16 protein-coding genes and 1 pseudogene are annotated in these 17,090 nt (G+C 33.6%); all 17 read right to left on the bottom strand.

Translation table 11 applies throughout. The features are described 5' to 3' along the window. Positions 1–216 precede the first annotated feature (216 nt). The 17 genes and pseudogenes from AC0IXC_RS07195 to AC0IXC_RS07275 all read right to left on the bottom strand — a co-directional run bounded on the left by AC0IXC_RS07195 (position 217) and on the right by AC0IXC_RS07275 (position 16,965). Positions 217–423 (bottom strand): alpha/beta-type small acid-soluble spore protein, encoded by a 207-nt coding sequence (locus AC0IXC_RS07195; RefSeq protein WP_000113539.1) that lies wholly within the window; start codon positions 421–423, stop codon positions 217–219. 122 nt (positions 424–545) lie between these two features. Beyond that, a complete protein-coding gene (locus AC0IXC_RS07200) occupies positions 546–1,388 on the bottom strand; it encodes a sugar phosphate isomerase/epimerase family protein (protein WP_353824846.1) in 843 nt (280 codons plus the stop codon). A gap of 14 nt (positions 1,389–1,402) precedes the next feature. Next, the gene (locus tag AC0IXC_RS07205; protein ID WP_193653641.1) at positions 1,403–2,407 is read right to left on the bottom strand and encodes a DUF6005 family protein; all 1,005 of its coding nucleotides are present in this window, start codon (positions 2,405–2,407) and stop codon (positions 1,403–1,405) included. Between the two features lie 24 nt (positions 2,408–2,431). Then, on the bottom strand, positions 2,432–2,707 hold the full coding sequence (gene asbD / locus AC0IXC_RS07210; protein ID WP_193653640.1) for a petrobactin biosynthesis protein AsbD: 276 nt from the start codon (positions 2,705–2,707) through the stop codon (positions 2,432–2,434). Next, positions 2,704–3,942, bottom strand: coding sequence for an AMP-binding protein (locus AC0IXC_RS07215; RefSeq protein WP_471652758.1), 1,239 nt, complete (start codon positions 3,940–3,942; stop codon positions 2,704–2,706). Before AC0IXC_RS07215 ends, asbD begins: the two co-directional genes overlap by 4 nt. After that, positions 3,929–5,770 (bottom strand): IucA/IucC family protein, encoded by a 1,842-nt coding sequence (locus AC0IXC_RS07220; protein WP_061675413.1) that lies wholly within the window; start codon positions 5,768–5,770, stop codon positions 3,929–3,931. The genes AC0IXC_RS07215 and AC0IXC_RS07220 overlap by 14 nt, the downstream gene beginning before the upstream one ends. 67 nt (positions 5,771–5,837) lie before the next feature. Continuing rightward, a complete protein-coding gene (locus AC0IXC_RS07225) occupies positions 5,838–7,646 on the bottom strand; it encodes an IucA/IucC family protein (protein WP_061689797.1) in 1,809 nt (602 codons plus the stop codon). A 250-nt stretch (positions 7,647–7,896) separates the two neighbouring features. Next, a complete protein-coding gene (locus tag AC0IXC_RS07230) occupies positions 7,897–8,433 on the bottom strand; it encodes a GNAT family N-acetyltransferase (protein WP_061675411.1) in 537 nt (178 codons plus the stop codon). A gap of 77 nt (positions 8,434–8,510) precedes the next feature. After that, complete coding sequence (locus tag AC0IXC_RS07235; RefSeq protein WP_002012374.1) at positions 8,511–9,191, bottom strand: MgtC/SapB family protein; 681 nt, start codon at positions 9,189–9,191, stop codon at positions 8,511–8,513. A 157-nt stretch (positions 9,192–9,348) separates the two neighbouring features. Beyond that, the gene (locus AC0IXC_RS07240; protein WP_002189317.1) at positions 9,349–10,506 is read right to left on the bottom strand and encodes an RNA-guided endonuclease InsQ/TnpB family protein; all 1,158 of its coding nucleotides are present in this window, start codon (positions 10,504–10,506) and stop codon (positions 9,349–9,351) included. A 32-nt stretch (positions 10,507–10,538) separates the two neighbouring features. Next, positions 10,539–10,691: pseudogene (locus AC0IXC_RS07245) on the bottom strand (MerR family transcriptional regulator); the annotation flags it as partial. Between the two features lie 207 nt (positions 10,692–10,898). Continuing rightward, entirely contained in the window at positions 10,899–11,555 is a 657-nt protein-coding gene (locus tag AC0IXC_RS07250) for a YkyA family protein (RefSeq protein WP_002086134.1), read from the bottom strand. 14 nt (positions 11,556–11,569) lie between these two features. Next, entirely contained in the window at positions 11,570–12,391 is an 822-nt protein-coding gene (locus tag AC0IXC_RS07255; RefSeq protein ID WP_002189313.1) for a peptidoglycan-N-acetylglucosamine deacetylase, read from the bottom strand. Positions 12,392–12,492: 101 nt separating this feature from the next. Further along, positions 12,493–13,854 (bottom strand): sensor histidine kinase, encoded by a 1,362-nt coding sequence (locus AC0IXC_RS07260; RefSeq protein ID WP_002189312.1) that lies wholly within the window; start codon positions 13,852–13,854, stop codon positions 12,493–12,495. Continuing rightward, positions 13,851–14,540 (bottom strand): response regulator transcription factor, encoded by a 690-nt coding sequence (locus AC0IXC_RS07265; RefSeq protein WP_002189311.1) that lies wholly within the window; start codon positions 14,538–14,540, stop codon positions 13,851–13,853. The genes AC0IXC_RS07260 and AC0IXC_RS07265 overlap by 4 nt, the downstream gene beginning before the upstream one ends. A gap of 13 nt (positions 14,541–14,553) precedes the next feature. Continuing rightward, positions 14,554–15,801 (bottom strand): hypothetical protein, encoded by a 1,248-nt coding sequence (locus tag AC0IXC_RS07270; RefSeq protein WP_471652759.1) that lies wholly within the window; start codon positions 15,799–15,801, stop codon positions 14,554–14,556. A gap of 162 nt (positions 15,802–15,963) precedes the next feature. After that, a complete protein-coding gene (locus AC0IXC_RS07275; RefSeq protein WP_471652760.1) occupies positions 15,964–16,965 on the bottom strand; it encodes an LCP family protein in 1,002 nt (333 codons plus the stop codon). Positions 16,966–17,090 lie beyond the last annotated feature (125 nt).

Below are 17,090 nucleotides of genomic sequence, written 5' to 3' on the forward strand. Positions count from 1 at the left end.
ATATATTTCTTACCATATAATAGCCCTGCTGGAAATTATGTTTACATTCCACCAGGGCTATTTCATCTTTACTACTTTCCATTTACAACAAAAGAAATTGGGTAAAATATAGCATTACTCCTATTCTTTGAATCCTGTTCACAATATATCCATACCAATTAATTGAAAATAAAAAAGAAAGGAAGAATCCTTCCTTTCTCCTATAACCTTCTACATTTAGCGAGTATATCCGCCACCAAGCTGTTGTTCTGCCATCGCTACAAGGCGTTTTGTAATTTCACCGCCTACAGAACCGTTTGCACGTGAAGAAGTATCAGCCCCAAGCTGTACACCAAACTCTTGTGCAATTTCATATTTCATTTGATCTAGAGCTGCTTGTGCTCCATGTGATGCTAATTGATTAGCGTTACGATTTCTAGCCATTACCGATCACCTCCTTATATATATTAAACTGTATCAAATCCGAAATTAAATACATGGTAATTTTTGGTTATTGATAAAATAAAAAAAGAGTCTCCTAAACGAGACTCTTTCATCATTTCACCTTATGAACTTACTACTTCTAATTTTCTATTCGTTAATGCTTTCATTTCTTCTTTCAATATATCTTTCGCATTATGCCCAAACCATTCAAGCGAAGCAAAATGATCAGTATCTCTTACTTCCCGGATGATTTCATCATAGTTTACAATACCTTCAAATAATGGAACCATTCCTACACGACTTCCAGCAGCGGCATATACATTATTTGGTTCAAACACGTGTAAATACTCCGCTGATGATATATTCTTAAAATGGTAATGTTGTATCCACGGCTTTAATCGATGAAAACTATCTACAGGGTCTGCACCAGACTCCCATATATGAAGAAAATCAAGGTTTATTTTTAAATATGGATGATTTACTTCTTCTAACAATTTCAAAGTAGACGGCAAAGTATCCGTTAACGTATTTGGATGTGTTTCTAATAGTATATACATATTATGCGGAGCAAATAGATCACAAATCATGCGAATTCGCTCCACATACTCTTTTCTCTCTTGTTCCGAGAAATCCTCACTACCTTTTTGCCCGGCAAACGTACGAATTTTATTTGTATTAAACCAATTAGCTAGTGTTACCAGCTGTTCACATTTTTCCATCGTTTTTTGAAAATCCGCTAATAATGATATGTCCAAGTAATCACTTATCATCGTAACTTCTAAATTTTTATCCTTTAAATAATCTATTTCTCGTTCTGTCGTTTCACGCTCTTGCATATATAAATTTTGTGCATGGGTCCCCCACAACTCAATTCCTTCAAAACCGTTTTCGTATGCAAATTGAACAATATCAGTAAATGAAATTAGTTGATGGCGAAATGAAATTGTACATAGCGAATATTTCATTGGTTTGAACTCCCTTATCTTAAATTCAATGAACTTGTATTAGTTAAGAAAGACTGATTTGTTATCATTTCTTTCCATAACAGAAACTGTTTCTCTAGTTCATCCTTAATCTGCAGTTCAATTGTATTCATTTCATCAAGTTTCTCAACAATTGGTAATAACATATCTTTATTATTTGTCATTGCCATTTTAATAGCACGGTACTGTACATTTGTAAATCCTTGTACAATGTCTTCCACTCGATCACACCAATAATCAAATTCTTGCTCCGAATATTGTAAAGTTTCACGGAAGTATGCAAAGGCATGTTCATAGCTATATTTACGTATTGCCAATACGGGTATTTGCTTTACTGCCGTTACGAGCCCGGAAAGTGAATACCCATCCTCTTCATTTACCATTTTTATTATTAATTTTTTTAATTCCATTGTTAGTTCATTATCATCTTTTTTGAATGTTTCCATGAAATAACTTTCTACCATCTCTTGTGTTGGCTCCTGAATTCCTTCTATATCAATGAAATAGCCTCCACCAAATGGGTTGTCTTTAACAGAATGGAGCACTTTTTCTCTTTCCATATTCCCTTCCCAGCGAAAATCAGGATCAAGCATGAACCATTCATCTTCTTTCTCTGTCTTCGATATCATTAAGTAATGCGGAAACGGTTTTTGATGAAACTTATTTTCTCTCTCAGGCAATAAAGACATATCAACCATTACAATTACGTAACGATTTTCCGGCTTATTTTCTACTAATTCTAAAAATGTTTCTACATTGCTACTTTTATCTTTTGAATGATCGTACCATTCGTTCACTTTAATGCCATACAATTTTTCATACCAAAGTAAGTAGTTATCATGATTAATGTTTTCGGAATGATAAGAAATAATCCCGTCTTCTGTTATATCAAAATCTCCATCCCATAATCCGAAATAAAATGGACGGAAATCTATATCGCTACGCCTTTTTATAATTTCACAAAAACAACTCACTAAACAGTGAACTTTAATTGAAGTCATACTCTCATCCACTTTCCTAAAAGGTTAGTTATTCACATTTATTTCGTGTAACGGCTGTAACTCTTCCATAAATTCAAGCAAAGATCCTACAGTAAGAAACGCCTTTGGGTCTATCTCATCCTCTGGAACGCATAGCTTTAAATCCATTTCTATGTATACTATAAGCTGTAACATCATTACCGAATCTATATATAAATCTTGATTTAAACGCATCGTTTCTTCTAAATGCGTTACATTTTTCAGTTCCATTTTTTCTCTCATAATACTTAAAACTGCTTCTTTTAACATTTCACGACTCATGTTGTTATCTCTCCCATCTCTAATAACTTCCGACTTACTTTCCCTGTTTTATTTTTCGGAATCTCTGCTACATTTTCAATTTCATGTGGCACTTTATAAGACGGTAAATGCTGTATGCACCATTCTCGTATTTGTACTGTTTCAATACGAGAGACTACTTTCGCTTTTACTATTTCTCCCATCACAGGATGCTTGCCCCGGTATACAATCGCCTCCTGAATACCTTCTAATCGAAGTATCGTTTCTTCCACTTCTATAGGAAATACCTTTAGACCGGACACATTAATAACATCATCTATTCGCCCCATGAAATGAAGGCCTTGCTCAGATCTATAACCTAAATCTTTTGTATAAATCTCCTTTTCAGCAATTTTCACTACGATTTCTTCAGGTTCATCTTCATTTGACCCTATGTTAATACTTACATGAGGAAGTGGTTTTCCTAAATCCAAATGTGTTTCCATAGCATGACATATACTAATGCAACCAGCTTCAGAACAGCCGTACTGCTGCATCATGTATTTCGTCATGCCCTTTAACTTATAAAATAGCGTTTCTGGCAAAGGTGATCCTGATGTCATAATTTTATGAAACTGAAAAGTCCCTTGTGGAAAACTCCCCATAATATGTAACATAAGTGGTACTGCGTATATGATATGTTTTTCGGTATTACGAACTATATTTAATGCGAATTTAGGGTTTTTATTTGTAATGATTATAGGCTTACTACCTCTCGTAATTGCTGATAACGTGCCACAAATTAATCCGTATGAATGTGAAACTGGAGCCATTACAATTGGCACTTCGTCTTCTTCACATTTTAAAGCTTCATTGTAAGCAGCAATTTCTATTTCAATTTCCGTCCATGCTCTACGAATCAGTTTTGGCTCTCCTGTTGTACCTGAACTATACTGCAATAAAGACGGTTCTTCTTGTAATAGATTTGGAACTTCTAATTTTGTAAAGTCGTTACTTTCTCCGTATAAAAGTGCAGTACACTTTGCGCGCTTTGCCATTTCAATAGCTGTATCCTTTGGCGTATCTTCATGAATAAGTAGTACAGATGCTCTTTTTTCTTTTAGGAAAAACACAAGCGTAATAATATCGAATGGATCTTTCAGACAAAGTGCAAATCTATTTCCTTCTGCTTCTTGAAATTGTTCCACTCCCTCGTAACCTTGTAATCTCAATTCAAAATCATATTTGCTAAATTCTTGTTTATTAACGATTAGCATGATTTCCCCCTGTAACAACTGATTTTTGTATTGTAAGTTGCTTTGCTCTATACAATGGATTTGGAACTTCATGAACAAGCGATTCCACATCCATATATAAACGACGCTTCGTTAATTGCTCTGCATGAAATGTAGGTGCATATAATTGTAATGCTTCAAAACGTTCTTTCAAATGCGAAAATCTTTCAAAATGATCTTCTATTTCTTCAACAAGAATGATCCAAAATTGTTCCTCTTTCAACTGATACTCATCTGCCAACACGAAAGCCAGTTCACCTAGATTGAATAGGAAAAGCGCATCTAAAACCATTTCTTGCAAACATTCAATACGGTCCATTTCAAAGAAATCATTCATTTGACCATTCGCATATGTTTTATGCATTTTAGTAAAGTCTGGACATTTTTCGAGTTCTTTCAAAAATGGACGATAAAACTCCAGTCCTTCATGAAAATCTTTTAGTGCAATACGGACTGGTATTCCCTCTTCATGAACTAAAATCATGTTTTGTCCATGTGATTCTAATGCGACTCCATGCTCTACAACGAGGTGTACAACTGGGATAATTGCTTTTTGAATAAGCAATTGTAACCAGCTTTCTACTCCATATCTCTTTAACCACAAGTCAATAGTTGGTGTCCCATCTTTTCCCTTGGCATATAAACCGTTAAATGGGATTGCCTCTTCTTTCTTATCTAAATATTTGTGAACGCTTTCGCGCCAAATACATCCTAATGAGCCATACGTAGCTTTTTTATTCGCATCGTAGGTAACACTCGAAAATTCATTTAACAAAATTAAACGCGATTCATCCCTTAAATAAGGGTCATGATTTACTATATCTTTTAACCAATTCGATATAGCAGGTGCACTCACAACCGAATGTGGTTTTAATGTACGGATAGTTGAAGTATTGAGTAAATTCATTGATAACTTTACATATGGTTTCTCTCGATTCGTAACATTTCTTAATGTCCGCATCGACTGCTGCGCGCAATAATCATCTTCTGATTTCCCTAAATAAATAATATATTTACCCTGTATATGGTCAGTATAATTCGGAATAATAAAGTTCTCCCACTGCCAAGGATGAACAGGTATAAACATGTACTTCTTCGAATCACAGTCCATTGTTCGAATACGATCCATATACTCTTCGATTTTCTTTTCACCAATCTCTTCTTTAAAGGTACAGTTATAACTCTCTTCACTTTCATATCCTACAGTCGTATATTTCTCATGAACTGCAATCCATATAATTTTCATTGGTTGCATAAATTCAAATCCATATTGAAAATTATCACGATATTGAAACCCGATGCGTGCTTTATAACTAGGATGATACGGGTGTCCATCTATTAAATGACTTTCAAGCTCATCATAAGATTTCGCAAGATAGTCTTCTTCACAACTTCTCTCATATTGTGCAATCGTATCTTTAAAGATTGTTTGTTCTAATTCTTGAATAAAAGAATCCAATTTCGTTCGATCCACTTGAACAATCCGAAAAATCTCCTGTAAAAATTGTGAAACTGATTGTATTTCTTCTTCCTCATCTTGAACTCTCATTATTAATGAGTCATGTAAACAAATACGCCCAAATGTCATACGTTCTTGCCCATAGCATTGGTACATTACATTTTGATCCTTTTCATCAAGACCTTGTATAATAAAAAGTATTTGCTCTCCCTTTTGTATACGAATCGGCGTAATGATTTCTTCATAAATTAACGATTCTACTAATTGCCGGAATACTCTTCTTCTTACTGAAATATACTCTTTTGATTGGAGTGCCTTCAATATTTTTATGTGATAAACTTCTTCTTTCATAAATCCCTCCGCTATAATACGGAATATCAAATTCCATTATTTGTATTACGTGAAATTTTAGCACTACTTATGAACGAACAGCCACTTCTCTAACGAGTGGATTATCTACTTGTACATAAATTGCTTGCTCTAAAGGATTTGTCAGTTCATCAACATCGAAAAATCTCGTTAGCAAATTTGCTTTACATGCCAATTTATTTTCTTCCAACAATTCACTTAAAAATGTAGAAGGTTCGCGGTTATATGGAAGGAACGCTTCAAGTACAGACCTTAATTCCGAAAGAAGAATTTCCTCCTTTATTAATCCTGCTGTACCAAAACCGTTAATTAGTCCAAACATATGATTAAAAATTAAATAGTAACGAAATCTTTCATCTACAATGTAATCGTCATATAAATTCCCAGTACGTTCGCCAATACCCGCTAGTTCATTATCTAGCACTGACTTCATTGAATTGCAGAAATAAAAACCTTGATTATCACGGAAGTAAAACTTAACTGGATAACCATCTTTCAATTGAACAACACTATTTTGTTGATGCGCTTCTAATGCAACGCCATAACGTAAATACATCCATACCATCGGCTTTAAAGAGATATTCATATATCGTCTAAACCACTCTAAACTTACTTCTTCACAGCTTCTACCTTCTAAATCCGCTAGGCGATGGATAATATTTGCTAAACGAGTTCTTTCACCCGGAATTGCATCTTGTACTAATCCAGCGATAAGCGTTGCATCATTTTCATTTTCACTATAAAATGTGTTTTCTCGAATAATCACTTCAAATCCAGACTCTTGTGCCCCGTATTTTAAAGTAATAAAGGCCGGATCACATATAAAATCAAATCCTGGAAACTTTTCTAGCACCTCTCCAATTTTAGTATTCAATATTTCCTTACCTTCAAGTCCACTCTCAAGTTCCTTCAATTTATTAATACGCATTGAATTCGTGACCTTTACAGGGAATGAAAACTTGAACATATACTTCGAATGAGGATGATATAGCGTTCTAAGTGATGATGTCGCCATATAACACTTACCTACTGGACCGATATATTCAAGTACACCTTGATTCATCCAATTTTGCACATAAGATTGATGTAATAGCCATTCTGCTTGTAGCGGATGGATTGGAATTAATGAATATTCATCTTCTTGACAGTACTCTTCAATAAATTCTTGACCTACCTTTTCATCGTTCTTTAATTCCTTTTTTATCATCGCCGTTGTAGAATCTTGTAACAATGACTTTTCACTTACTATACTTTTATGTGCCCGAAAATAGTGAAGTTGGCACTCCCCTTTTAATTCAGGAGAATACATTGAACTTTTCCAATCCAATATACCTTGTCTACTCTTTGGTGTAGGATGAGTTAAATGTCCAAATAATAAAGATTGCTCCGCCTCTATAAAAGTCGTATGGAAACCATATAATTCAGCTGTATCCTGCTCCCTTCCTTGTATAAACTTCTCAATATTTTGACAACTACAGATAACTCGAAGCATAAGTTCATCAGGATTCGTACCTTCTCCATAGTTAATAGACATTTCCTTTATTAAAAACATAATAACCGTAATATAATCTGCTTTAATAACATTTTTATTTTCGCCAATTTGGTAATAAAATTGTTCTCCAAATAGATGACGGTCCGTTGACGATCTATATATAACTTCCCCATACAAAGTAACGTTTTGTGCCGATAAAGGGCAGCATAAATAAGTGGGGATAGCGTCTCTTTGAAATGAATGGCAGAAAATATTTTCTATCCTTTTATCCTCCGTAATCCATTCTCCACTTCCTGTTTCTCTTAAATAACAATTTAAAAAGCTTTGTATTGTTGCATGTTCCGCGATTTGTTTCGCATGCTGCATACTGCTCCTCCTCTTTTAGACGAACACTATCATTTTTTTGTGAAACTTCTGACAGTTGAATTTTATTATCAACTATGATTTTAATTGATAATGATAATCATTTCAAGATATATTTCAGAATTTTTTTATCTAGCTAAACTTTTCACCTTTTCAAAACATTTAATCCGTCAACAAAAAAATACACCAATATAATAATTGATGTATTTTTTCATTCTCGTAAATTAAGTTTACATAATAAAATTATCGTTTTCTAGATTGATAGTGATTTGTATAAACAATCCATATCTCGCCAAGCATATGCTATTTCTTCTACATTTAGTCTTTCTAAAAGTTTCGTGTCAATTTTTTCCGGATTATATTTTTCATAAAACTTTTTAGAAGGGTTATTAGCAACAACCCAAACTAACAGAGATTGCATATTATCTTTTTTACATTCCGATAGCAATGCTTGAAATAATCTTTGTCCTATCTTCATTCCTTGATATTTTTGTAAAATGTATATTGCATATAATTCTCCATCACAATTATATGCACCTGTTCTTTCAACTCCCCCATCGATAAATCCAATTATTTTACCATTTAACGTTTCTGCTACAAACCTAAATTGATGCCCGTCTTCTTTTTGAAATATACTTTCCCATAGCTTTTCTCGTTGGTCATACGTTATATTGTCTAAAATTTCATTAGAGAATATCCCCTTATACGTTGTTTTCCAACTATCCACATGCACTTTTGCAATTGCCGAAATATCATCTTTTATTGCCCTTCTAATATGTATCTCCACCATACTCATCCCCCTTAGAAAATAATTATAGCAAAATGTTTTGTATGCATTAAAAAAAGAGTGAATTTTCATCACTCTTTTTATCTACTTTCAACTTCTACTGAAACAACATGATCGATTTCTTTTAAAGAACTATATAATTCAGTTGTATATAAATCTTCTGGAGCTAAAATGACCATTTCCAATTGCTGAGATGCCCCATTATCAATATCTTTAATTTTCACTCGTTTCACTTGCATATTTAAATTTTTAATTTGCTTAAAAATCCCGTCTAACTCTCGATGTTTGTTTACGGTAATTTTTATAGATAAGTCCTTTTGTCTTAATGAATAAGGGCCTGCAATTTTCACAATTTGCGGAAGTACGTTAATCGCTAATATAATTAAAATCATAGCAACCGTCGCTTGTATATAAAAACCTGCACCAATCGCAATACCTAGTGCTGAAGCGGCCCATACCATAGAGGCTGTCGTTAATCCTGAAATAACGTCATTATTTCTTCGTAAAATTACCCCTGCTCCAAGAAAACCAATCCCACTAACAATTTGAGCGGCGAGACGCATTGGATCCATGTTTGTATGACCCGGTACAGAATAAACATTCACTGATTCAATTGAAACCATTGTAATTAAACAACTCGCTACGGAAATAACCATACTTGTTTTCACACCAAGCGGTTTATTCTTTAGCTGCCTATCTATTCCGATGAATAATCCTAAAAAGAGTGCTAAACCTAATTTGAATAAAAATTCATATGACATAATTCCTTCTGCTACTAAGAATATAGACAAATGTACATTCTTAGAGTATTCCTGCTTCTGCGTGTCCTGTCTCGCCACTAACTCGCTACTACAGTTTGCTGTAACACTCCACAGGCATAAATTCCGATGTAGCCCACCGTACATATATACAATCTATTTACGTTAGTATTGTATATTTTTTTGCTTGTAAAAGGTTGATTGACGCGTTCAAATCTCTACCTATTACATTTCCACAGTCACATTCATATACTCGTTCGGATAGTTTTAAGTCTACTTTCTTTTGACCACAACATGAGCATAACTTCGACGAGGGATAGAACCTGTCTACTTGACGTAGTTCAATTCCATATTCCTCACATTTCGCCAATAACCATGTTTGAAATGTATAAAAGCATTGCTTCGCAACTGCTTTAGATAGATGTTTGTTCTTCATCATACCTTTCACATTCAAATCTTCTACTGTAATAAATGTTGGCTTGGTTTTCACTACATCATTTACAATAGACTTTACATACGCTAATCGAATATTTGTTAATCTGGCATGTAGTTTTTGCACTCTAAGAATATTTTTATCTATATTCGCTCTTTTGTTAGTAACAGATTTTTCACCTCTCTTTTTTATATTTTCAAATTTACGCGATAAAGAACGTTGCTCACGTCTTAACCGTTTTTCTATCTTTTTTACTCTTATTGTTTTGTTGATGTTTTCATGAACGATACCGTCGCTACGTATAGCGAAATCCTTCACCCCTAAATCAATACCTAAACCTGTTTGCTTGAAAGTTGGCTTCGTTTCTGTTTCTTCCAATTCGCAAAGCACGGATACAAAATATCTTCCTGCTCTTTTACCTATCGTTCCACTTTTTACAATCGCATTTTTGGGAATATACCCATATTCTTTTAACCTTACCCAACCAATTGTGGGGATTTTTACTCTATGCCTTTCTACTGTCCAATCTGTTTTGTTGTTTTTAGGAAAATAGCACTTCACATCTTGCTTCTTCTTTTTCTTATATCGTGGAAATTTAGATAAACCCTTAAAAAATCGCTTAAAAGCTTTATCCCCGTTCATAATCGCTTGTTTTACAGCTTTACTTGATACTTCTTTTATCCACTGGTCACATTCTTTTGTATAGACATTGTTCAACCATTTTGAAAAGTCATACCCACTTAAAAACTTTCCTTCGGCTTCATACAACTCTTTGTTTTTAGAGATATACAGGTTGTAAACATATCTGCACACACCAATAGTCTGATTTATTCGAGGTATTTGTTCTTTTGTCGGATGGATTTCTATTAGATATGCTCTTTTCATAAATCTTTATCCTCCGGTATTTTCTTCTTGAATCCCCATATAGTCTTTATACTGTTTATCTGTATAAAATCTTCTTCCTTTAGGGTTTCGGTAAGCAGTCAATACACCCTCGTTATCCTTCTCTGTAAAGTTCTTACAGACACATTGATTATTTCAGCGAATTCTTTTGATTTATATTGTTTCATAGGTAGAATGTAACATATTCATCTGCATTTGCGTATGTTTTATACAACTGTATTGATCTCCTTACTTCCTAATGTTTCCCTTCGAATATTTCACTATAACTCTTTTATGATATCAATTCCAGTCTTTTCTATTCATTTAAAGTAAAAAACCGAAAAAACATTTTTGACAATGTTTCCCCGGCTTTTTATTACAATTAAGATCTTTCTTTATTTTTGTTCTTTAATTTTAATTTGTGCATCTTTATAAAATGCTAACTTATTATCATTATACTCTTTTGTATGTTTATTAAATTGTTCTTTCGCCTTTTGCGCTTCCACATTTAATTCATTAACAGTTTTAACTTTTTCACCAATTTCTTTTAACTTCGTTTCTTTTACTTTTAATTTTTCATACAGTTCTTTTTCAGTCGCTAACGCCTTCGTGTAATTCTCATTCATCTTTTGGAAGGCATCATAACGATTTTTATACGATTCTTCTACTGTTTTTGCTTGTTTTTGTAATTTCTTATCTTCGAGTTTTTCAATATTATTTTGAACGGATGTCGTTTCTTTCTGCGCTTTTTCTAACTGTTCCTTCTCGTTTTTCAATACTTTTTCACGCTCGTCTACATTTGCAGTAGCTTGCTCTATTTTCTTTGAAACTGCTTCATTATGCTCTTTACCTTCTTGTAAAATTTGAGAATAAAGTTCTTGTCCTTGCTTTTCTAACTTCTCTAATTTTTTTGTGTCATCTGCTAAAGATTTTTCTTGTGTAGATGCTGCTTCAAAAGCCGTAAATAAATTTTCTTCTGGCTTTTCACCGAAACAACCTGATAATAATCCTACTGATAATGCTCCAACTACTGCTACTTTTCCATATTTCAACTTCAATTCCTCCATTACATACGGTTATCATGCCAGAGGTTCACGGGGAAGTGATTCTCTTCATGATATGCTTCAAACTCATAACCCTTTTCTTTTAGACCCTTTAATATTGCTGGCACAGCTGCGACTGATTGCGGATGAATATCATGCATTAAAATGACTTCTTGAGGATTTGTTGCACCAGCTAATACATTTTGAGCGATTTGTGCTGCCGCCGCATCGACTGGTACTTTGTTGTATTTCCAGTCTAAAGAATCAATTGTCCAGTCCCATACTTTAAGACCACCCTCTACTACTTTGTTTCGAAGGTCTTCATTTAAACCAGGCTTCGACCCGTATGGTGGACGTGTTAATTGAGGTGATTTTCCAATAATATTTGCGATCAAGCTTTGATCTTCTTTCATTTCATTAACATATTCGCCATTTTTATATAACTTCGCAAAATTGTGTGTCATGCTATGCATTCCAACATAATGACCCTCTGCATTTTGACGTTTTACTAAATCAGGAAACGCTTTTACATTCGCTCCTATTAAAAAGAATGTCGCCTTCGCATCATGCTGTTTTAACATATTTAATAATTCAGCCGTATATTTTCCTGGCCCATCATCAAATGTAAGATACGCAACTTTTCTTTCCACTCCGTTAAAACGACTTGGTGCCGTTTTATTCATTTCAACTTTCGATTGTTCACTTGCAAGCTGCACTACATTTTCTTGTTTCGCTACAGCTTTTGCTGGTGAAGTAATAGATTGAAACATGAAATACCCAATAGCTACTATTGCAATCGCTATTAAAACAACTACAACTCGTTTAATTTTAAAAGCCTTTTCCATTCTATCGAATTCCTCTCCCTATTAATCTTATATGTAAATCACCCAATATAATTATACATCTATTTATTTTCATTACACTATATAAACATATTTTATATAAATTATAGTGGGAGTTTTATCAAAATTGTTGTTCCTACTCTTTCTCTACTTGTAATACTAAGCGTACCACCATGAAGCTCCACCATTTTCTTTACGATAGCTAATCCAATACCTGCGCCTTCAATATGGTTATTAATCTGATAAAATGACTGCTCTATAAATGGTAGATGCTCTTTAGCAATTCCAATACCTTGATCTGTCACCTTAATCACGGCTTGTCCCTCACTTTTGGTCGCTTCAATGTAAACTGTACTTTTTTCATTTGAATATTTAATAGCATTATGAATAATATTTAGGAAAACTTGTTTTAGTCTATTTCGATCTCCTACTAGTTCTACCCGTTCTAAATTAGCAACTAGATGAATCTGTTTCTCTTCTGATTTAGGAGTTAATTGCCAAATCGTCTCTTCTAGTATATCGTATAATTGCACCTTTTGTTTATATAAATTAAAATGATTTGACTGCAATCTTGAAAAATCTAGTAACTCTTCTACTAAATGAATCAATCGGTCTGTTTCACCTGAAATAATTCCCATACCTACCTTTACTTCTTCATCTGTTAAATGATCTACTGTTTTTAACGTCTCACTCCACCCTTTAATTCCTGTTAAAGGTGTTCGTATTTCATGAGAAATAGAGGCAATAAATTCATTTTTCAGTTGCTCAGCCTTTTCTATTTTATCGGCCATATAATTTAAACTATGCGCTAACTCACCTAATTCACCAGGATAATCCTCTTTAATTTGCTCCTTTAATGTACCTTCCGCAATTTGCGAAGAAGCATGAATAATAGATTCGATAGGTTTCACAAACGAATTCGCCAATCGTCTACTGATTAAGAATACGATACCTGAAATGACAATTCCAACTGAAATAGTAAACAAAATAATTTCAATAATCTTTGCATTTACATGTTTTAAAACAGTCGTATATTTTAAAACACCGATAGTTTGCCCTTGATGAATAAGTGGACTAAATACTTCTAATTGTTTCACGTTATCTTTCGTAGTAATAACTTGGTGATACATTTCCCCCTCTAGTAAAGAATAAGGAATACTCACTTTACCTTCAACCTTTTGCCCACTTGACGATTGTATAATTGTACCGTGACGATCAATCAATTGTAATTCCGTTCCTTCTAATTGGAAACTCTCAATTATTTCTCCGCTATATTCTTGCAAACGAATAAAATATAGTGAATTGTATTCCGAGAAAAAACGTGTACTGGTCTTTGCATGAGATTCAACATATTGCACAATGCCGTTATAATAATATCGATAAATAGAAACTGAAAATGCTACTTCAAATAATACAAGCATTAGTGTAATGACCGTCATAAAATATAAAGTCACTTTCCGTCTCATCTTATAGTTTCCTTCCACACATATCCTTTTCCCCACACAGTATGGATAAACTCTGGTTCTGACGGATTACATTCTATCTTTTGACGTAATCGTCTCATATTTACATCGACTACTTTCGTCTCGCCTACGTAATTGGTTCCCCAAATCATATTTAGAATTTCATCACGCGAGACTGGCTTTGAAGCCTGATTCATTAAATACTGTAATATCATGTACTCTGTAGGGGTTAAATCAACTAATTGTCCACCTTTATATAATCTTTCTTCTATAATATTTAACGAAAACGGACCAGACGTGATTGTATTCGTTTTTTCTTCATGTACTTCTATTCTTCTTAATAAAGATTGTATACGTGCAGTTAACTCTACTGGACTAAACGGCTTTGCGATATAATCATCTGCACCAATTCCTAACCCTTGTACTTTATCTTCATCTTGTACACGTGCGGTTAACATAATAATACCCATTTTTTTATTTTCTTCTCGGATAGCTTTACAAACTTGAAAACCATCAATCCCTGGTAACATAACATCAAGTAACGCTACATCAACAATATGTTCACTTAAAATCTGTAACGCTTCTTCTCCAGTACTAGCTTCTAATACATAAAATCCAGCATGTTTCAAATTTAAGACAATAAAGCTACGGATTGGTATTTCATCTTCTAAAACTAAAATTGTTGACATAATTCCCACCTCCCTACTCTTGTTGATAATCCGCTAGCGGTTTTATATATGCTTTTACCTTTTCAAATTTTGATTGCTTCGGTACTGCATATACATGAGAAGCCGTTTTAACTGCTGCCTCGTATCCTTTTATTTTGAACCATTCTTTCCGCTTAAAAATATGGACTTCAAGCCATGTTTCATTTGTAGTTACATCTATAAATTTTTGAACATCCGGTGCTTCTTGCTGAACTGGGACAGTTATTTTTCCAATTAGCGCTTGAGGGATTTTGACAAAATAACCTTTCTCTATATTGACATATCTTTCTTCTATCAGTTTAATTCCCTCTTCACTCCACTGTATATAACGCTCAAACATCGTGCTCTCTCCGTACGATACCTCCTCCCAACCTTTTGGAAGCACAGTACGAACAAATTCAATAATGCCGTCTTCATTAACGTCTTTACTTTCCACAACATAATCATTGAATAAATCTTCTTTCCCGTCTATAGGCAGCCCCTCATAATGATCCTGATCAAATTTTGCTACATATGTTATACCTGAATGAGCCCCAACTCCTGCATCAATTACAACTGCCTTTGACTTGTTAGAAATACGTCCCATTTGTATTCGTTGGATACTATTTATATATGGATCAAATGTAACTTCAGACATAGTGTTAAACTGTTCAATGAACTCAACTTTCAATTGCTCATCTTTTTTATAAGTAACAAGGCTTATATCATTAAGGCCATTTTTATTTAAATCCTCTATAAATAACTTCGTATATTGCCGATTATAAATCTCCTTCATATCATCATTTTCTTCCGAAAAGACATACATTACATGTTCTAAAGATTCACGACTTACAGAGATTCCAATTAATAACTCTCGCTTCCCGTTCCCTGTAAAATCACCGACTTTAACGATATCTATATTCTCACCATCAAATGTATGAGTGGACTTTAATTTCCAGCCATTGCTGCTTTCCGCATAAATAGCTAAATATATACTCCGATCTTCATTCGGTACTTTATAAAATACGATCGCTTCTTTCTTATTATCTTGTTTAAAATCCATTGACCAAATCATCTGTTTATCTTTATTAGACATTGGAGTAAGCAACCGATAATTAACTGGCAAATCTTTATCTATTTGCTCTTTTAATTCATTAATCCACTTTTCATTTGCAGGAGCTCCCATTAAACTTGTTGGAGCTTCAGACATTTTACATCCAGTCAATATAAAAATGATTCCCAAAATGCTTATCCATTTCTGCATATGATATCTTTCCTTACTACAAATTTTAAGTATTTTTTATACTATGTGCCTCTCCAATATTCTCATACATATGAGTATAGTTTTTCTAATATAAAAAATCGTTACAGAAAAGTTACAACTATATTTCCATAAAAAAAGATTGGCAAAGGCCAATCTTTTTTACTATTCGTTTCGAGCTGGTTTTGGTGTTATACCCAAATGATCATTTAATTTTTTTGAAATGTCTTTCACATTTTTTTCGTTTGGAATGTAATAATAAATACCACCAATACGTTTATCCGTTCCTTCTATTTGCATCTTTTCCATTTGCAAATCTGATCCTGCCATATTTTTCGTAATAGCAAGCATATCATCAAACGTTAAGTTTGTTTTCATATTTTTATCAACTGCATCAAGTAAAGAGCCCATTTTACTAATTGATTGAACAGACATTGCTTTTTTCGCAATTGCTTCAATTACAAGTTGTTGTCTTTGACCACGCATTGCGTCACTGTCAATTTTACGCGTTCTAGCAAGTGCAAGGGCTTGTTCACCATTTAAATGTTGGTAACCTTTTTCTAAACGGATCATACCTGCTTGGTCTTTACTATCTTGTTCTGTGAAAGTAACCGGTACATCAATATCAATACCACCAATTGAATCTACAATTTGTACAAATGACTCAAAGTTAAACTTCACATAATAATCAACTGGTACATTTAAAAATCTTTCCACTGTATCTCTTGTACTTTCAACACCACCAAATACGTGTGCGTGTGTAATTTTATCTAATTTCTTTCTAGATGGAATATAAACACGTGAATCACGAGGAATGCTTACTAATTTAACGGATTTATCATCTTTATTAATTGTCGCTAATAAAAGTGCATCTGTCCGAACCGCTTCACCATATTGGCTTTTTCTCATTTCGCTTCCATCGACACCCATGATTAAAATCGAAATATTATCCTTTAAAGGTTCCACTTCTTTGTCCCTTTTTGATGACTTATCAATTTGTGCATATGCATCACTTACAACAGCTTTTGCTTTGTTATATATAAACGATCCATATCCTACTCCTCCAAAAACAAGTAGGAAAAATGGAATTAAAATGAACCATTTTATTGACTTTCGTTTAGAACGTTTTTTATTGCTTCTCGTATTTTGTTCTAATTCAGAGCTCATACCCATTCGCCTCTCTTTCTCTTTCCCTAGTATAATGTAAGTCTATTAATCTTCATATTGAATTTCCTTTCAATTACCTTACATTTTTGTAAGGTTACTTCATGAATCCAACATGTATTCCATTT

It is taken from the genome of Bacillus sp. AC266 (assembly GCF_979253805.1).